General features: G+C 67.1%; 14 protein-coding genes and 2 pseudogenes. 8 read left to right on the plus strand and 8 right to left on the minus strand.

Features of this window, described 5'->3' with window-relative positions; genetic code table 11:
* Positions 1–376: 376 nt before the first annotated feature.
* Positions 377–1,246: a hypothetical protein gene (locus OKJ99_RS41120; protein ID WP_326023681.1), complete on the minus strand. Its 870-nt coding sequence runs from the start codon at positions 1,244–1,246 to the stop codon at positions 377–379.
* Between the two features lie 224 nt (positions 1,247–1,470).
* Between OKJ99_RS41120 and OKJ99_RS41125 the strand changes: the two genes are divergently transcribed.
* Entirely contained in the window at positions 1,471–3,114 is a 1,644-nt protein-coding gene (locus OKJ99_RS41125) for a PE-PGRS family protein (protein WP_326023683.1), read from the plus strand.
* Here the strand turns inward: OKJ99_RS41125 and OKJ99_RS41130 are convergent.
* The 4 genes from OKJ99_RS41130 to OKJ99_RS41145 form a co-directional block, all read right to left on the minus strand.
* The gene (locus OKJ99_RS41130; RefSeq protein WP_326023685.1) at positions 3,044–3,886 is read right to left on the minus strand and encodes a PE-PGRS family protein; all 843 of its coding nucleotides are present in this window, start codon (positions 3,884–3,886) and stop codon (positions 3,044–3,046) included. The genes OKJ99_RS41125 and OKJ99_RS41130 overlap by 71 nt on opposite strands.
* Positions 3,887–3,947: 61 nt before the next feature.
* Positions 3,948–5,465: a LacI family DNA-binding transcriptional regulator gene (locus OKJ99_RS41135; protein WP_326023687.1), complete on the minus strand. Its 1,518-nt coding sequence runs from the start codon at positions 5,463–5,465 to the stop codon at positions 3,948–3,950.
* A gap of 27 nt (positions 5,466–5,492) precedes the next feature.
* The gene (locus OKJ99_RS41140; protein ID WP_407700871.1) at positions 5,493–5,867 is read right to left on the minus strand and encodes a helix-turn-helix domain-containing protein; all 375 of its coding nucleotides are present in this window, start codon (positions 5,865–5,867) and stop codon (positions 5,493–5,495) included.
* Between the two features lie 122 nt (positions 5,868–5,989).
* Complete coding sequence (locus OKJ99_RS41145) at positions 5,990–6,502, minus strand: helix-turn-helix domain-containing protein (RefSeq protein ID WP_326023689.1); 513 nt, start codon at positions 6,500–6,502, stop codon at positions 5,990–5,992.
* Positions 6,503–6,780: 278 nt separating this feature from the next.
* On the opposite strand from OKJ99_RS41145, the gene OKJ99_RS41150 reads away from it, so the two are divergent.
* The 4 genes from OKJ99_RS41150 to OKJ99_RS41165 all read left to right on the plus strand — a co-directional run bounded on the left by OKJ99_RS41150 (position 6,781) and on the right by OKJ99_RS41165 (position 11,786).
* Positions 6,781–8,295: a DnaB-like helicase N-terminal domain-containing protein gene (locus OKJ99_RS41150; RefSeq protein ID WP_326023691.1), complete on the plus strand. Its 1,515-nt coding sequence runs from the start codon at positions 6,781–6,783 to the stop codon at positions 8,293–8,295.
* 263 nt (positions 8,296–8,558) lie between these two features.
* Complete coding sequence (locus tag OKJ99_RS41155; RefSeq protein WP_326023693.1) at positions 8,559–9,365, plus strand: DUF2637 domain-containing protein; 807 nt, start codon at positions 8,559–8,561, stop codon at positions 9,363–9,365.
* 359 nt (positions 9,366–9,724) lie between these two features.
* Positions 9,725–10,066 (plus strand): plasmid mobilization relaxosome protein MobC, encoded by a 342-nt coding sequence (mobC, locus tag OKJ99_RS41160; RefSeq protein ID WP_326023695.1) that lies wholly within the window; start codon positions 9,725–9,727, stop codon positions 10,064–10,066.
* 4 nt (positions 10,067–10,070) lie between these two features.
* Positions 10,071–11,786 carry a relaxase/mobilization nuclease domain-containing protein gene (locus OKJ99_RS41165; RefSeq protein WP_326023697.1) on the plus strand — a complete coding sequence of 572 codons (1,716 nt, stop codon included), beginning with the start codon at positions 10,071–10,073 and terminating at the stop codon, positions 11,784–11,786.
* A gap of 47 nt (positions 11,787–11,833) precedes the next feature.
* Here OKJ99_RS41165 and OKJ99_RS41170 read toward each other — a convergent pair.
* Positions 11,834–12,085, minus strand: a pseudogene (locus tag OKJ99_RS41170) (hypothetical protein); the annotation flags it as partial.
* Positions 12,086–12,426: 341 nt separating this feature from the next.
* On the opposite strand from OKJ99_RS41170, the gene OKJ99_RS41175 reads away from it, so the two are divergent.
* Both OKJ99_RS41175 and OKJ99_RS41180 read left to right on the plus strand, forming a co-directional pair.
* Positions 12,427–12,897: a hypothetical protein gene (locus tag OKJ99_RS41175; protein WP_326023699.1), complete on the plus strand. Its 471-nt coding sequence runs from the start codon at positions 12,427–12,429 to the stop codon at positions 12,895–12,897.
* On the plus strand, positions 12,897–13,559 hold the full coding sequence (locus tag OKJ99_RS41180) for a hypothetical protein (RefSeq protein ID WP_326023701.1): 663 nt from the start codon (positions 12,897–12,899) through the stop codon (positions 13,557–13,559). Before OKJ99_RS41175 ends, OKJ99_RS41180 begins: the two co-directional genes overlap by 1 nt.
* A 923-nt stretch (positions 13,560–14,482) precedes the next feature.
* Here OKJ99_RS41180 and OKJ99_RS41185 read toward each other — a convergent pair.
* Together OKJ99_RS41185 and OKJ99_RS41190 are read right to left on the minus strand one after the other, a co-directional pair.
* Positions 14,483–14,686: pseudogene (locus OKJ99_RS41185) on the minus strand (haloacid dehalogenase); the annotation flags it as partial.
* A 316-nt stretch (positions 14,687–15,002) separates the two neighbouring features.
* On the minus strand, positions 15,003–16,220 hold the full coding sequence (locus OKJ99_RS41190; RefSeq protein ID WP_326023703.1) for a DNA cytosine methyltransferase: 1,218 nt from the start codon (positions 16,218–16,220) through the stop codon (positions 15,003–15,005).
* Between the two features lie 431 nt (positions 16,221–16,651).
* Between OKJ99_RS41190 and OKJ99_RS41195 the strand changes: the two genes are divergently transcribed.
* Positions 16,652–18,481 carry a P-loop NTPase family protein gene (locus OKJ99_RS41195; protein ID WP_326023705.1) on the plus strand — a complete coding sequence of 610 codons (1,830 nt, stop codon included), beginning with the start codon at positions 16,652–16,654 and terminating at the stop codon, positions 18,479–18,481.
* Positions 18,482–18,489: the final 8 nt, after the last annotated feature.

An 18,489-nucleotide genomic window follows, 5' to 3' on the forward strand; every position in this document is an offset into this window, starting at 1 on the left:
GCCGAACACGTTCGGCATGATCAGCCGCGTTCCCGAACCGGTGAGCGACACAATCACACGAGGGGGCAGCCGAGTTGGACTCCAACGGTGCGAGCGCGTACACATACGACAACAGGGCCTCCCGGTACAGCTCTTGGCTTCGACGACCACTGAGCTACCGAGGGGCCCTGTCTCCATGCCCACGACCCGCGACGACCACCCGATCGAGACTCCCGTTCGACGCACACACCTCAAGATCGGAACGACAACAACCACTGAAACACCAGGTCAGGGGCCTGATCCGCATCGCGGGTCAGGCTCCTGAGTGGTTTCTGGGGTCGTCTTGGGAGCCGTTTGGGAGCCAGTCACGGGATCCGGCTCCCGAATCTCCCGGGAATCAAGCAGCCATCTCCGACACCGGGACGGTTTCCTCCGGTGGGTCGAGAAGCTTGAACGCGCAGTCCCCCGGGCGCCGCCCCAAGCGCTGGACCATCAGTGCGCCCAGAAGCGCGGCTCCGGGTCCGCGCACCGGCCCCGCCTCGGTACCGACGAAGATCAGGCCGTTCTCGTCCGGCTGCCAGTTCTCGTACTCGCTTCCGGCAACCGATGCGAGGCAGAAACCGAGGAGGTCGGCCTGTAGCCCAGTGGGCAGGTCACCGCGTAGGAATACCAGCGGATGCGCCACCCCCTCGTCGTCGTAACCAGCTGCCACGACGGCACCAAGCCCTTTAGGCAACGGGTACATGTCTTTGGGGATGTCCTCCACGACGCCCTTGAGGTGGAGGACGGCAACGTCTTTCAACTCGGCGAAGACCTCCTCGTCACATCGCCAGCCGTCCTTCGGCGCCCAGTGCCCGTCGCCGTAGAGGTCCAGGACATCTGCCGTCGCCTCCGGTGGTTCTGCTGCCACCGACTCCGGCAGGTCATCCACTTCCTCCACCGTCGCGCCTTGACCCTCCGTCTCCGGCCAGAACCCCAGGACGGGATAGGGCCGGTGGATGTAGTGAGCCAGCAGAGACCGGGCGGCGAATGCGACTTGGGCATCGCTCAGTCCGGGACGCATGAGGATGCATAGCCGCCCTGTGATGACGCCCAGCGCCGCGTGCATGTTCTGCTCCCCCAGGTCGAACTCAACCGCCCGTGCGTCCATCGCCTCCATCAGCACCGGAAGCTCCAGCCCCCAGGCGTCATGCGCCCGGATCCTGCCCGGCGCCTGGTTCTCGTCCCGAGGCCCCTCTGACGCCCATTGCGTTGCTCGCGATTGCATGAGTTGTCCTTCCGCTGTTTGAACCAGGTCACCCACTCTTGGGCTGGTTCATTGAGCAGAAGTCCTAAAGTCATGAAATGCCCTCTCGTGCATGCCGCGCTTGCCACGCTCAGCAGCACGGGGTGGCGCCGATGCCTCTCTGCGCCGCGCTCCCATCTCAAGCGCCGAGGAAAATCACCAATACGGCTTGTGCCGCGACGGCCGCAAACGGTACGACCATCCTCATGCACCCCTGGTCTCCGCTGAACGGCCGCCAGCTTGATCTCCTCACCCGCATCGAGGCGGGAGCAGATCCCGTCACCTCGGACAGCCCCGAGCTCGCCATCACCACTCGTGCGCTCAAGAATCGCGGGCTGGTCTCCATGCCGAGGCAGAGCGGCAAGTGGCGGGCGGAGATCACGGACGCGGGGCGGTTCTATCTGGAGCATGGGCATCACCCGGACCGCCCCGAGCCGACGCCGCGTCGCAAGCCGCTCCGGGCCGCGTCCGTATCCGAAGCCCCTGCTGCTCCGCCGGCCACTGCTACTGCTCCCGTTCCCAAGCCGAAACCGGCGCGTGTCGCCAAGCCCGCGCCTCCATCGCCCGCAGAGACCGGTACGGCTCTGATCGCAGAGGTGCAGCAGGCTGGACGGTTTCTTCGGATCCCCGACCCGAACGATGCGGAGCGCGCTCGCTACCGTCGGGCCTTCGACGCGGCACGGCAATGCGCCCCGGAGGGCTATCACCTCAAGTACAGCGGGCGAGCCAAGGGCGACTTCTTCCTCGGACTGCTCCGGATCACCGGTGAGGACGACACCGAGTGGAATCGGATCCGTCTGGCGCGCAGTCGCGTGATCACCGATGTCGAGGACGTGCTTGCAGCGGTCACCACCGATCACAGCGCCTTCGAGATCTCGGACGACGCGCTCCCGCGTGTGCTCTCGCTCCTGCGCCTCCTTGCGGAGCAGGCCCTCGCCCGGCACGGAGAGATCGCAGTGTCCAAGAAGCGCAGGCAGGTGAAGCCCCTGCTCACGGTTCACGGCAGGACATACGAGGTGACCTTCCGGGAGCGGCAGAAGCCGGTCCGCTACGTGCCTAAGGAGGCAGGACGCCGAACGTACGACTGGCAGCGGGTCACCCCGGCGCACCGCCTCGAACCGTCGGGGGAGCTGGAACTACACGTCACCCAGCAGCATCAGGGTTATGGCCCCTACTCCGGTCAGGGCTGGAAGAAGGAGTGGGCCGATACCGCGAAGAAGCAGCTGGAGGATCAAGTCGATTCGGTCCTGCGGGCGTTGAAGGCTCATGCCGAGGACCTGGAGCGTGGACGGCTTGAGCGCGAGGCGGAGCAGCAGCGGCTGAGGGAGGAGCGGGAGCGCCAGGAGGCCGAACGGCGGCGTCTGGAAGCTGAACAGCAGGAGCTCACGCGAAAGGAGTGGGAACGGGCTGTCAGTTCCGCGTCGATCAAGGCAGCGCAGGCAGTACGAACCGAGCGCTTCGGCACGGCTCTGGGGCAGTGGCGGACCGCCGGAGAGATCCGGGAGTTCTGCGCTGCACTGGATGAGGCCGTCACGGCGTCGGAGGATCTTGTCGAGGCCGAGCGGCTGCGGGAATGGTCGGCGTGGGGGAAGACGGAGGCGGACCGGCTCGATCCCACGCTGAGCGGACGCGGCCTAGCGACGCACGACTTCCATGCGGAGCCAACCGGGAAACAGTTGCGGCCCTTCCTCGATGGATGGCATCCGAAGCGCCCGGAGAAGGTGGAGCCGGAGCCGCCGACCGCACCGCCCAAATCCGATCCGGATCCCTGGCGCGGCCTTACCGACGCACGTCAGGATCCAGGGTGGCGATGGGGACGCCAAGGTCGCGCGCAATGGTGGAGGCGATGACACCGTGCCCGCGTTCGCGTAGGGCCCTCGTCGCCTTTTCTACCAGCTCACCGAGCCTGACGACCTCGGCACGCAGGGCTACCAATTCGTCGTAGCGCTCGGCTTTGTCCTCACCGCACCATGCGCGGACGGTCCGCAGGATCGCTGCCTGCGCATCCAGTTTTCGGTCGTCCCGGCGGCCGTAGGCGTACCAGGATGGCTGCGCGCGTTCCTGCTCCAGCGCCTGCTGCTTGCGGTCGATCTCGGGCAGGATCTCTTCAGCGAGGCTGCAGGCAACCTGCCGGGCAATGCGCCCGGTGACGGGCCAGCCGACCAGGCACGTGCCGTCGCGCCTGACATACACCATGGCGTCCTCCTGCAATTCACCTCCCTCTACACCGAGTTGCTGCGCGACCGTGTCCAGACGGTTCAGCTCCAGGATTCCGGCGTCGGCCACACCGCGACGCAGACGCAGGGCGCTCTTCGGCCGAACGAAGCCGAGGATCGTCAGCGCGGCCTCGAAGTCAACGGTGCCTCGTACGTGTCGCGACGCTTCAGCCAGGGCCAGCTCGCCCGCATCGTCTTTGCGAAACACGTCGATATCAGCCCAAGGGACAACCAGAGAGGTGGGGTTGACCCACTCCTGGAGACCGGAGTCGTCGCCGTCGAGGAACCGTACGTGAATCCATCCGCTTTTGCCGGGACCGCCAACACGAACGATCTCGACCTCGCGCAATGGGCCGCCCAGCTCCTTCGGCCTCGCTCGGTATGCCCAACGCTCTTCCGCTTCCATGCGTCTATTGAGCCAGCTCCGACGTGGCCGCAACCGGCATTCGCAACAAGGGGCCGTATCGCTAACCGCGCGCTGCACTCCGCGCACGCAAGAGCTCGTTCAGCGCGCGCACGGGCGACGTGGGGCCCATCGTGAGCCGGGCGTCGAGAGCCGCCTCCCACTGCTCGGTCAGACCGGCCCTGAGACGCTTGCGCATGCCTGGTGTGACATGGGCATAGCGCGCGGATACCGAGCCGTCGATGTGGCCCATGCGTTCGTCCATGAGGACCTTTTCCGTGCCGAGGTCCTCCATCATTGTGCGGTGCGTGTGGCGCAAGCCGTGCGGTGTGAGGCCCTTGGCGACCGGAATCCAGCAGGCGTCAGCACGGTTCGTGGCTCCTCGGCCGCGGGCCGGGACGCCAGGCCACGGCTCGCCGAGGATCGGCACCGGACGGGCCTCCTGCGGCGACTTCTTCGGGTACCAGCCGGAGACTGCCGGGGTGAACAGCCAGGTGGCGAAGCCGTTGCGACGCCAGTGGGACGCGTGCTCCGGCACGTGTCCGCCTCGCACGAATCCGAGGTCCGCTACGGCCTGCTCGACTCGGGCCCGGGTCGCCTCCTGTACGCGGTGAGGGTGGTTCAGGACGTTGGACACCGTGCCCGGAGAAACCTCCGCGCGACGTGCGACGTCCACCAACTTCGCTCCCTGATGGCCGCCGGTACGCGCGGCGCCCTGGCTTCGGAAGACGTATGTCCTGCCGTGGCAGGGGCAGGGGGTCGGTTTCGTGCGGGCGATGTGGTTGAAGACCATGGCGGACAGCCAGTCCGGCGAGTCGATGGTGCGGTAGCTGTCGTCCTTGGGCGGGACGCGTACCAGTTCGCCGGTGTCGAGTTCGTACAGCTGCCATTCGACGCGTACAGCCTCCCGGCGGATGAACTCCGTTTCCAGGCCCACAATTTCGCCCCACCGCATGCCCGTGTACCCCTTGAGGATCACCGCGACGAACTCGTCGTCGCGGCCCGACAGGAGAGCCGCCCGTTCGGCGGTCAGCAGGATGCCGAGCGCGTCGGTGACGACCTTCTCCGGGCCGCGGTCGCGGGAGCGTCCGGCGCGTTTTCCTCGGCCTCGTCGCCGGACGGCCGGGTTCGACGTGAGCAGCCCTTCGTCGATCGCGTCTTCGAAGATCAGGTGGAGTGTCGAGCGCCAGGTCTTGACGCTGGTGGCCGCGTACGCAGCTCGTTCCTTCTTCTCCCACAGCTCCACGTCGGTGCGCAGGATGCCGGCGAGGGCCTTGTCCTCGAAGTCGGGGAGCAGGTGCTCCTCGATGTGGCGCTTGTAGTTCTGCATCGTCGACGCGGCGAGGTCCTGGGCCGCGTACCAGCGGCTCGCGTACTCGCCGAAGGTCTCCTGGCCGAGTGCCGGGTCTCGCCAGTCGCCGCGCCGGTACTTGTTCTCCGCCTCGGCTGCGGCCCGTTGGGCCTCGCCCTTCGTGGCGAAGTGGATCGCCTTGCCGTCGTCTCCGACGACCGTGTTGTGCTTGCCGGGCGCGGTCTTGTAGCGGCCGCGCCAGTAGTTTCCACGCTTCTCGGCGAAACCCACGAAGTCCTCCCCTCCTCGCGTCGGCGGCTATGCCGCAGTTCCGTATTGCCCCTGTGCGGCTCGGCGGGGTGGCCGGGCGCGGAGGTAAGTGGTGGGCGCGGACTCGGGGCGCCGAGAAGCGGCACGGGAGGGAGCCGGGTTGGACGCGACAACCGTCGCTTGCCGAGGTGCGGCGGGTCGGGTCTCGTGCATGCGGATGATCTCCGCGAGGTGATCGCTTGTGAAGCGGTAAGCCCTGCCTACGCGAGTGAAGGGAATCAGCCGACGGCGGGCGCGGTCCTTGACCCACCAGGCAGAGCAACCGAGCACTTCGGCGATCTCCTCCGGACGGTGGAGGCGTTCCGGCGTGGAGTCGACGGGCGCAGGTCGCGCGAGGGCAGGGGGTATTGCGGATTGGCGCAAGGGGGTTCCTCTTCGTTCGGGCGCCGGTGCGGCAACACCGGTGCGCCGGTCGATCGGTAGGGATGGCGGTGGACATCCGTGCCGGAGGTTTGCGGATCCGGCGCGGGTGGTGGGATCGGGGGTTATGCCTCGTCGTCGGCCGTGGCGTCGGCGTCGCCGGGCGGAGGGCCGTGCATCTTCAGCATGGTCTTACTGGCCTCTTCCGCGATGGCGTTGGAGACCATGACGTCGGCTTCATCGCGGATGTCGGGGTGCTCGGCGAGGTAGGCGTCGAGGGTGTCGCGGGCCTCGGTGAACGCGGCGTTGGCTCTCTGGGTGCCACGGAACGCGTCGATGACGGTGTCGATGAGTTCCATGGCGCGTGCCTGGGCGGCGAGTTGTGGCGGGCCGACGAGGTTGCGCAGGTCGAGACCGAAGACGTTGGCGAAGCCGATTGCCTCGTCGAGGTTGATGCGGCGCTTGCCGTTCTCGATGCGCCAGACCGCGGACGGGTTCATGTCGAAGCCGGCCTCGTTCAGCCGGTCGGACAGGGCGTTGGTGCTCCAGCCCCGCGCTTCGCGTTCCAGCTTGATGCGCACCGCGACGTTGTCCTCGCCGCTGAGCAGGACGCCTTGCGATGGATCTCCGTCAGCCATGACGCTCCTTCCGTTCGTAGCGGTCCCCTGCCATTCGCAGGACTCGCCAACCGTAACACGCGCCCTGCGTATCGCATTACCCTTCTGCGAATCGCAATTCATGTGGCATGCTGATAGCCCCACACCGCTGCCCGCGCGGGTAGCCCGGGACACGAAAAAGCCCCCGGCAGTGCCGGGGGCTTCAAGCGCAAACCTCTCAACCGCCATCCCTAGCGATCAACACGCGAGGCCGGGATTGCCGTCCCATAGGCCCGCGAGCAGAGGAGCTGCAGCCCAGTATGGCCGATCCCGACCCGAACCGCACCACCCCGCCGCCTCTGCCGCCCATGGAGGCGCTGGAGTCGCCCTACAACGTGGACGCCGAACGTGCGGTCCTCGGCGCCTGCATGCACGACGCCGCCGTCATCGACACGGTCCGCCCCGTCCTGGGCGACGACGCCTTCTACCGGCCCGCACACGAGACCATCTGGCGCGCGCTCCTGGCCCAGCGCCGCGAGGACAAGCCGACCGACCCGATCGTGCTGAGCGAGGTGCTCCAGCAGCAGGGCGACCTGCAGCGTGTCGGCGATCGCGTCTACCTGCACCAGCTCGCCGACGCCCTCTACGGCATCACCAGCGCGGAACATCATGCGGAGATCATCCGGCAGAGGGCCGACCTGCGTCGTCTCCTCACTTCTGCCGTACGTACCGTCCAACGCGCCCAGGAGCCGGGAGCCGACCCCGAGGCGATCCGCAGCGACGCCGAAGCGGAAATGCGCGCCGAACGTGAGCGCGCCCTCTCCTCGGGGCAGGGGCGCCTGGCCCGCTTCGCCGTCGACGGCTGGAGCTTCGTGCGCGAGACCGGAGCCGATACCGAACCCCTGTGGGGCACCCGGGAACAGACCGTGTGGGCGCCCGGCGAGAGCCTGATGATCGTTGGCGCTCCCGGGGTCGGGAAGACCACCCTGGCCCACCAGGTGATCTTCGCCCGGCTTGGTCTTCAGGAGACCGTCCTGGAGCTGCCGGTCGCCCCGAGCCGCCGGGTGCTCTACCTGGCCATGGACCGGCCCAAGCAGATCGCGAAGGCCATGGCGCGGCGCGTCTTCGACACCGACGAGAAGATCCTGCAAGACGGGCTCGTCGTCTGGCAGGGGCCACTGCCTGCCACCCTCGACAAGGAACCCGACCTCCTCGCCGACCTCGCCGCCGCCCACCAGGCCGACACCATCGTGATCGACAGCCTCAAGGACGCGGTCAGCACCATGGTCGACGACAGCCTCGCCGTCGCCTTCCACAACGCCCGCATGCGCGCCCTGCGCGGCGGCGTGGAGATCCTGGAGCTGCACCACCAGCGCAAGGCCACCGCCGACGCACCACGCGGCCAACGCCCCGCCCTCGACCAGGTCTACGGCTCCACCTGGCTGACCGCCGGCGCGGGCAGCGTCCTGTTCGTTACCGGCCGGGCCGGCGATCCCGCCGTCACCCTGCACCACCTCAAAACCCCCACCGGTGAGGTCGGCCCGCTGGACGTCACCCACGACCACAAGCGCGGCACCACCACCGTCGACCCCAGCCGGGACCCCGCCGCCCTTCTGCGCAACGCCGTGAACGGGATGACCGTCCGCGAGCTCGCTGCCGTCCTGACCGGCGGGGCCGAGCCCGAGCGCGCCGACGTGGAAAAGGCCCGCCGCCACCTGACCCGCCTCGTCGACAGCGGCCTGGCCACCAAGGCCGACGGCATCGCCGGTGGGACAGGGGGCGGACAGCAGGCCCGCTACTACGCCTCCGCACGCCACCTCACCGCCGTCGGCTGAGCCGTCCCCGGCCCCTGCAGAGCGTTCACGCGACCGTACACGCGCCCCTCACGCGCAACCGGCGCCATGAACCGCTCGCGGCGTACACGGTCACCACAAAACCGCAGGTCAGGCGATCACGGGACCGTACACGCCGTACACGCGCGCAGGCGATCACGCGCGGGGCCCCCTTTAGAAGGGGGCCCGCGTGTACGTCCCCTCGCGTGACCCCGCGTGAACGCTCCCATCACGGCCCTGCAAAGCATCTTCCTGGAGCCCGAACCTTGCCCTCCCGCACCACCCCGACCGCAGGTACCGCAGCGATCCGTGGCGGCATCGCCCTGCTCGCCGCCTTCGCCTTCGCCCTCTCCTACGACGCCCTGCGGCAGATGGCCGTCGCCATCCACATCCGCGGACTCCTCACCTACGCCTTCCCCCTCGTGATCGACGGGTTCATCGCCATCGGCGTCGGCGCCCTGCTCATGCTCCGCACCGCCCCCACTCCCTCACGGGCATACGTATGGGCCCTCGTCGGCGCCGCGACCGTCACCAGTATCTGGGCCAACGCCCTGCACGCCGTACGCCTCAACCAACTCGACCAGCACAGCGACAGCCTCCAGCTCGACGACCTCACCGTCGGAGCACTCTCCGCCATCGCCCCACTCGCCCTCGCCGGCGCCGTCCACCTCTACCTCGTCGTCCGCCGCCACCCGATAGACGTCCAGCAAGAGGAGGCGGACCAGGCCCTCCCCGAGGTGGCGCCCGCCGACAACGTGGCGCCGGACGCCGCCAACGTGGCCCCCAGCGCCACCTACGAGACCAAGGCACCCGAACTGGTCACCACGGCAAGGACTCCGGGACCCGATGACGTCTGCGCCGACCGGCTCGCCCTCGCCCGCACCGCACCCCTGGGCCGCAACAACCGCGCCTCCCGTCGCCACATCGAAGCCACCTTCCGCGACAAGGGCCTCTCCATCGGGCGACAGGAGGCGGACCGGCTGAAGGATCTCCTCCAGGCCGAACTCGACGCCAACGCACCCGAGCACGCCGAGCACGCCATGGCGCACACAGTCGGCGCCGACGCCGCCTGACGCCCGCGGGCGAGCCCAGCACCGTCCTTCGCCCCGTGGCCCGCACCCACTCACGGCGCCCAAGAGCACTCACCCGCCACCCGGAGAACCAGCCCATGCACGACCAGCACCACCACCACCCGCACCCCAGCCCGCAAGAGACGACCAACGACCACAACGACGCAGCAAGTTGTCGGGTAAGGAGTCCTTACCCGATCTCCGCCCCGGGGGAGGCGGAGATACCCGGCGCCGGGGCGGCACCGGGACCGGCCGGCCCAGGGGAGCCGACCGAAACGGGACCCATCACCACGTCACCGTCCGCACCCCGCACGAGTACTCCGCGCCGCCGTCTCCGTGACCGCCAGATCCGCGAGCGCCGCGTGCACCCCCGCTACAACGACACCGAGTTCGCCCTCCTCCAACAGGCCGCCGCGCACAGTCGTGTGACCGTCGGTGGCTACGTGGCCGAGTCCTCGCTCGCCGCCGCCCGCTGCGACGACCCCACAGCAGCAGTGGCGGACTACCGTGCCGCGGTGAAGACGCTGATGGCCGCCAACGGGCAGCTCGGCAAAATCGGCAACAACCTCAACCAGCTCGCCCGCCACCTCAATATGGACGGCGCCTGGCCCCACCACGCCACCGTCGAACGTCTCCTGCGCCACGTCGAAGCGGCCATCGCCGACCTGGACACCGCCGTCGCCGACGTCACGGACGGACGGTGACCCGGTGATACCGAAGATCATCCTGGGGAAGGGGCCGAAGGCAGTCCGCCGCACCATCGGCTACCTCTTCGGCCCCGGTCGCGCCAACGAGCACACCGACCCCCACCTGGTCGCGTCCTGGAACGCATTCGCCCCCGACCCCGGCCGCCCCTCCCACCACACACCCCGGGAAGTCATGAATCAGCTGGTTCGCCAGCTCGAACAGCCCCTCGTCATGCTGGGCGACAAGGCGCCGCAGCACACCGTGTGGCACTGCCCCGTCCGCACCGCACCCGAGGACCCGATCCTCACCGACGGCCAGTGGGCCGACATCGCCCGCCGCATCGTGGCCGCCGCCGGCATCGCCCCCGACGGCGACGAGGAAGCCTGCCGCTGGGTGGCCGTCCGTCACGCGGACGACCACATCCACATCGCCGCTACCCTCGTACGCCAAGACGGCCGCCGCCCCCAACGCGACCACGACAAACGAGCCGTCCAGCGCACGTCTCGTGAGATCGAAGTCGACTACGGACTCCGCCGGTTGAAGTCCGGTGACGGCACCGCCGCCAAGCGGCCCACCAGCAAGGAGCACTTCAAGGCACGGCGCCTCGGCCAGGAGACGACCACCCGTGAGGTGCTGCGCCTGCGCGTACGCCGAGCCGTGGCCGTCGCGGGAGACGAGGCCGAGTTCTTCACCCTGCTGGAAAGCACCGGCGTGACCGTCCGGCTCAAGCACGGCCCCTCCGGCGACGCACTCGGCTGCACCTTCGCCCTGCCCGGCGATACCAACGACCAGGGCAAACCGGTCTTCTACTCGGGCTCCACCCTCGCCCCCGACCTGTCCCTTCCGCAGATCCGCCAACGCCTCAACACCACCAGCCCTGCCCCGGCCCCTCTCCCGGCCGTTAACCCCTGGCACCAGGCCACCGCCGCCACCGACCTCATCCCCAACCGCCTCACCCACGGCGAAGACTCCGCCGCACAGGCCCAACTCGTCGTGCTCGGCATGACACTGGACCTGCTCCCAATAACGGGGCCACCCGAGACCAAGGCCCAACTCGAACTCGCTGCAGCCTCGTTCGAGCGCGCCACCCGCTTCCGGATCACCGCAGACCGAGACACCACCCGAGCACTCCACCGCAGCCTCCAGACGATCTGGCGCGACCGCACCACAGACGGCGACGGCACCGGGTTCGCGATGCTCCTGGACGCCACTCTCACCGCAGTGGCCTTCGCGATGCACTGGCACCGCACCCGCAACAACTCCCAGCAGGAAGCAGCAGCCCAGCAAGCCTTCGTCCACCTCGAGGCCGCCCACACCCAGACGACCGCCCCCGTCCTGACCCGCCTCGCCGCCCACTCCCCCAGCCAGCAGACCAAACACCGCTACGCCCACCACCTCCAGACCGCGACACCCCAGCACGCGCACCGCGTCCTCGACGACCCGGCCTGGGGCGCGCTCACCACCGTTCTCGCCGAAGCAGAGGCAGCAGGCCACGACGCGGCCACCGTCCTCGACCAGGCGATCGGACAACGCAGCCTGGACGACGCCCACAGCCCGGCCCGCGCGCTGACCTGGCGCATCCGCCGCCTCGGCGAACGCCACGCACCCGGACCCCGCGCACAAGCAGCCAGGCTCCGCAGCACCACAGCACGCGGCGGAGATCAGCACCCGGCCTCCGCTCTCCCCCGCCCGGTAACCCCCACGGTGCCGGTCCAGAGCCGCCCGCGCCGCCGATAGGCCGCCATGTTCGGCCGGTCCCCCGGTGGAGGGCTGTCGGTGCGCCGTCACGCGGCCTGGCCGCTCCGCTCGCTCCCGCGTTTCCCGGCCAGTCCACGCGCCCACCTTGTGGCGCGCGCCAGATGCTCGGGCAGCAGCCCGACGTACGGGGCGGGCTGTATCAACAGGGTGGGGATACCGCGGCGACAACGCTCGACGGCCCAGGCGTGGTCGAGGGCGGTGAAGTCGTCATCGATCCAGGCGGCGGGTGCGTCGCCGAGCCAGGCGTCGACGCAGCCGCGTTTCCAGAGGTAGCCGTCAACGCCTGTGCCACGAGGTCGCCGAACTCCACGGCACCACCTACTACCAGCACAAATGGCACTCCCTTTCACTCGTCTCCGGCGACAACGAAGCGGGCACCAACAGGACCTGCTTCAACGTGGCATCCCACTACGGTGGGCCCTGCCGCGCATTGGGGTGGCGGATGTCGGCAGGACAACCCTCGGCGAAGGCCATGGCTCCCCGGCGGACACTGCGAAAGGTGTCGCTGCCGTCATCCTCATCAGCGTAGGCATAGGTCCACAGCGCCCAACCTCTGTCGATCGACGCGACTGTCGGTCCATCTGAGTACAGTCCCAACAACCGCAGCAGGAGGGGACATATGGCCACCCGTGGCGACAGCTACGAAGCAATCATGGCGCGACTCAGGCAAGAAATGCCAAGTCTGGCTGAGCAGTTGGACCAGGAGGTTCGACACGGGCGCATGGTCTCGGAGAAAGACCTTCGACAGGAGGGGAGGTACGACGAACGAGCAAGCCGGTTGGCGGAGACCGAGCTGCCGCCCCTCGGAAAGAGCGATGTCTCCGTGATCCCGTACACGGAAGACGAGCGCTTCGAGCTGGTCCGTGACTCCCTTCTCACGCTGGCAGAGACCATGTTCGCAACGCGCAGCTCAGCGCTGAAAGTGGCCATGGAACGTGCAATGGAACCAGAGATCCGCTTCGGTGACCCCGAGCTGGAAGTCCTCTCGCGTATCAATCTCCCTGAGGAGACAGAGCGCGCAAATATCGCACTACGGACAGTACGAGGGCTACTCGCCGACGACCGCGACCCCCACCCGGAGATCTCCTGATGAGCAAGAGAGACGACCTCGTACAAGCCATCGAGCTGGCCATCGGCGCCCTGAGACCGGTGTACCGCAACAAGGCTGACGAGTCCGACTTGTACGAGGCATCGCTGCTCGCCCTGTGCCTCGAAGCATCCGCCGAAGCTGGGGGAACCGCTCTTCTCACACAGGACGGCGCCACCCCAGCGAATGTGCTCCACTTCCGGAGGTCCCCTGGGAACCTCTGGTCAGGCAGCTTCACTCACGCGCTAATCAGCTTCCCCGACATCCAGAAGCGGCTCGAAGTTCACCTGGGCGTGTACGTGGCTGGACGGTCAAAGGTGGCGCATGAGTGCGACGTCGCGATCATCGAGCACCAAGAGGCCGAGCGCAGCCGACAGGCTGCGGTGCATCCGAGGAGCATCAAGGTTGTCGCGGCGATCGAGGCTAAGCACTACAGCACTTCACCGGGCTTGGACGTAGGTCGCAGCTTCCTCGGCCTAACCCAAGAGCTCGGCGATCGAGAGAGGTCGCTGGTCTACCCGTCACGGAGTTCCGTGAACCTCGCAGGTCTCATCGCCAAGCGGCATAGCGAGGCGTACGGCGAACTTCTCCCGGGTACACCGGCAGCTGCGCGGCTCCGTTCGCGCCTCGACCAGGCAGTCCGGAACTGGAAAGCACGCATCTAGTCGCGGATCCCGCTTACCCGCGTCCAACGCCGTCCACCCGCACATGTAGGCCCAGGTGGCAGCCCTTTGAGTAACACGGTCCAGGCGGAAGGGGCGTCCTTCCCTTCAGGCATCGAGGGAACGTCGCGCCCTCGAAACAGCCATCACTGAACGAAGGCGAGACGTCACGGCCAAGGGGCAGGGCGGTGGACTCCTCTACGGGGACGGATCTGGGGGCCACGATGCACACAACGCACGCTGGCTGCGCAGGGGCGACGACGCGCAGCGCCTCCATCGCGCGGCGCTCGGCGGGGGCTTAAGCAACCTCGCCCAGTCGCGGCTTCGGAGAGACGATGCCGGCTAGAAAGATGTGCGGCGCTACGGGCTGGACGTTGACGGATCCCCGGGCCTGCCCTGGTGAGGTCTGCAGGACGTCGTCAGCGAAGTCGTCACGTAGTCCGGTCCGGAGGCCCTTCTGACCAGACACATAGCTGCAGCTTCGTGGTTGCACTCCTGATTGCATTCACCGGTGTACAGCACGGTTCAGGAGTCCCACCTGCGCCCACGGCACCGCAGGTCAGAATGCCCCCACCTCCCAGACGCCCATTTGGAAAGCGTGTTGGGGGCAACCCCTCACGAGTTCAAATCTCGTGCCCTCCACACCCACCCACCACGCAACAACGAAGGGTCCGACCGCTGAGTGGTCGGACCCTTCGTTGTTGCGTGGTCTCAGTTGGTCCGCAGCTGTCCCGCACGGAGAGCAGGGAGCAGGTTGACGGCACAGCCCCGGCCCGGTCCCTCCGCAGCGGCGAATCTGCGGCCTTGAGGGCCCGGCCGGGGCCATGACGAAGGCCAGCTCGGTGCTGCCGCCGGGTGACCGTCAGGCAAAGAGCAGCGTGGATTCGGCGAGGATGTCGCGGTCCAGCTCGCTCTTGTAGATGAGGTCGATGCTGCCGCTCTTCGGTCAGATCGAAGCCCGGCCGGAACACCTGGAACGTCTCCCGGTAGTCCCGCCCCTACGCGATGACCGCCCCGAACATCGCCGCGAACGTGTGCCGCGGCACCCCCAGCCAGTCCGCCCACCTCCCGTACTCACGGGTCTCGTCCACCAAGCACTCACCGACATCGAACATCACTGCGCGAATCATGGGCGGCAACGTAGAACATGCGAGTGACAGAGGGGCCGGGGACCGTAGGGAACGCGGGGCCAGTCGTCCGTTCCGTCAGCCGCTTCCCGCTGGTCCCGCAGGCTGTGGACGATTTGTCGCTCCATGGTGAACAAGCCCAAGGCTGCGCCCTCCAGGGTGTGCTGTGCGCCTCGCAGGGCACTCAGCCGGGACGCCTGCACGGTCGCGGGGTCAGTGTCGTTGTAGACGTCCTGCAGCAGCTGGACGGCCCTGTCGGTGCTGCAGCAAAAGGTGAACGACGTTCAATGCGCCCGGATGCAATCAGCCCGGTGCAGGCTCAGCAGGCAAGGTCGACAGCAGCGTCAGCAAAGTCTTCTTCGTGCAGCTGGGGAGAGTCGTCCTTCACCTGCAGAACGTCGGCGTCAAAGAGCTTGGCCGTCAGCGCCTCGGTAAGAGGCGGGGGTACAGCGTTGCCGATGATGACCTGAACTTCGGTACGATTCAGCTCGTACCGAGGCTTCACCCTCTCGTCGACGAACTTGAAGTAGTCCGGAAAGCCCTGGATACGCGCAGCCTCGTGGGCGGTCAAGCATCGAGGGACACTGGGGTGGACAAACCGTCCACGCCCCATCGTCGCGAAACCACTGGTAATAGTCTGAGACGGGCGATCCCACCACAAGCGGCCATACATTGAGGTGTAATTATGCTCGCCCCGGTGACATTCAGGGCGCTCTTCGTTCGGCAGATTATGCTCGTCGTTGTCGAATAGGTACTTCATACGCCGCTGATTATCAGCGCTGGGCACCGAAGCTTCATCGAAGAATGACTTCGACTGAACGTCGAGCAAGTCTCCGATCGCCCAATTCAGGTCATGGGGCACGGCATTGCGGTCTTCGATCTGCAGCAAGTCAGCCGCCGAAAAACCAAAAGGAAGAGCGTCTTCGCGGACGGCTAGCAGTATGTGGCGCTTGCGCGTTTGCGCGACCCCGAGCTTGAGTAGGTCGACACGCTTGGTGGCGACTTCATATCCAAGCTTCTTGAGGTGAACGATGGCGCGGGAGACCACCTGCTGCTTGTCGTTGACAACGGCCAGCACGTTCTCGATGACGACTACACGGGGGCGCAGAACCTCCGTGGCGCGAGCCATACGGAGGTACAGCCGGTTCTTGGGATCATCGCGCCGGGTGTGGTTGTTGAGGTTGCTGTGCCCTTGGCACGGCGGCCCGCCGATCAGGAGCCCGACCTCACCAACCATGGAGAGAGTCTCGTCCTCCTGAGCTGTCAACGCGGATCCGAGGTCTCCGTCGAAGTAGGACTCGACTGTCCCCCGTTGGACGTTCGCATTAGGAAAGTTAGCTTTGAAGACCTTGGTGGGTGCTGCCTCAAAGTCAACCGCGAGACGAACATCCAGCGAGACGTCACGCTTGTGGGCTGCCTGGGCAATACCGAGGGTGAGGCCACCACAGCCGGCGAAGAGGTCTACGACTCGCAGGGAGCCGACTCCCTCCTCGAACTTCGGCCGCCGCTTGGCTCGCAAGGGGGACCGCTCGCCCACGTGTGACCCCCATCTTCGCTTGCTTGTAGAACCGGCGGAACGAGCGGTCATCGTACTCGATCAACGGTGAGCTTGGGCGGCAGACCGACGCCTAAGTGTCGCCTGACCTGCCGCGCACGACAGTCCTACGCCTCGCCTCCGACCCCACAGGCGCCTCGGCGTGCTCATCAACGGCCATCATCAGCTGCAACGCTGCTGTCTCAGCGTCGACAAGGCCGACGTCCGGCGCTCCTCAAACGGGGTGGCAGTCAACATCGAGCGCCTCAGCACCAAGCACGATGGTCAAGGGTCTCCTCAAGATCCACGGCACAGTCAAGCGGCGGGTCGCTAGGGCCATCTCAGCTGCTGAATAAGCAATTTGATCTACCGTCACGACTGCTGGCAGCTAAAATTTCGTAGCGCTCCTGGCCCGGTCGACAAAGGACAGCAACATGCCGCTAGAGGTCAACAAACACGTCGAACGGATACGTCGTTACCAACCGTTCGACGTCGACACCTCGGAGATGATCTACGAGTTGCAGGCAGACTGGACGCAGTCACTGTTCCCCGTCGTAACGCTGAACTACCTGTTGGAAGCCATCGAGCGACCAGCCACGAGGACCATCGTCCTCACCGGGGACGCCGGGCATGGCAAAACGAGCCTGTGCGCCAGCCTTCTGGGTGAACTGCAGGTCGATGAGGAGCCGGTCACACCAGAAGTCCGGAAGGCAGTTTTCCGCGAGCTGTCCGGGGTCGGAGACGCCGGCCGCCCTATCGGCCAAACTCGTGGCGGGCGCCCGCTGTACATCCTCAAGGATCTCAGTGAGCTCAGCCTGCAGGCCGGCGCTCACAAGCTCGTGGAGCTGCTTGACCCTCCAGGCGGCGGCGTCGCGATTATCTGCGCAAACGAGGGCCAGCTACGTAAGTGCGTCGCCGAAGACGACAACGCCGATGAAGGCGGGACCGGGCGCGCGAAGATTTTGGTGGAGACCCTCACGGGAGGCATTGCCCGCGGCCAGGTCAGCGACCCCACTGGCGCCGTCACCGTCATCAACCTCAATTACCAGTCTGTAGCGGCCGACAGCGCCAGCGGCGGTCTCATACCTTGGGTCTTGAAGCAGTGGACGACGCAATGGTCGCGGTGGAAGTCCTGCGAGACCTGTGATGCGCGGAAGATCTGCCCGATCCTGGCCAACCGCAAGGAGCTAAGCGATCCCACGCGCGGGCCTCAGCGCCGAGCGGCGATCCGGGAGGTGTTCGCCGCGGCCGAGCGGACCGGGGCCGTAGCCACGACCCGTCAGGCTCTCTCGGTAACCAGCTACATGCTCACGGGCGGCCTGTCCTGCGAGAACGTCCATGTCAAGTACCGATGGTCGCACTCGAACAGGTTGTGGCAGGCACCTCACCTGTACCACCAGGCGCTCTTCGGTGATCGGCTGACCCAGCAGCAGCGGCATCTGGTTCCTGCCTTCTTCGCGCTGCGGAGGCTGGACCCCGGCAAGGTGTCCCGTCGCCAGGTCGACGACCGGCTGGACCCAGACACTGCTGGCGACTTCCCTCCCGCGGACTCCAGCACCTACCTGCAGCGGGCCCGTACGAATCGGGACGTCCAGAAGCAGGCCGACCAGCTGCGGGGTTTGTACACGTTTCTGCGGCGAGCCGACTTCTTCAACAGCGACGACAACAAGGACCGGTTCGCTCGCATGGGCCTGCATGCCGGCGACGACTTCGTCCGTGTCCAGGACAAGAACCGGGATCCGGCGGACACCAGGGTACGGGACCGCTTCCTCAAGGGCCTGGAGGCCGTCCAGGGCATCCACCGGGCGGGGAGCAACCCTGACTTCTTCATACTTGACCCCGCCTTCTTCACCCACCGCGCCCGCGCGGCCGTGATCTCCCGACGAGTGCCCAGCAAAGGCGTCGAGGTCGTCGACCAGGTCACCCAGTGGCAAGAAGAAGGCCGTACGGGCGTCCCCCCAGAGATGCAGGGCGCCGTTGAGTGGCTCAACCGGGCCATTTACATCCGCATCCCGGCCGTCGCCCCCGGCCAGGACGCGGTCTCGGTGGAAGCGGACCTTCTGCGCTTCGAGTTGCTGACACGGTGGGCCGCAGGACTGCGCAGCGAGGTTCAGCATGAAGCAGAGATCCGCGGGCTGAGTGGATCCTTGGCAGAGCTGGCCGACTCCTCGAACAGGGATGACGAGATCCAGGTGCTGGTGGGCGACGTCATGCGAAAGCTCATGATCGACGTCGGTGACAAGATCAGGTCGGTGCGTGCGTGATGGCTGAC

The sequence above is a fragment of the Streptomyces endophyticus genome, from assembly GCF_035798155.1.
Lineage (GTDB): Bacteria > Actinomycetota > Actinomycetes > Streptomycetales > Streptomycetaceae > Streptomyces > Streptomyces endophyticus.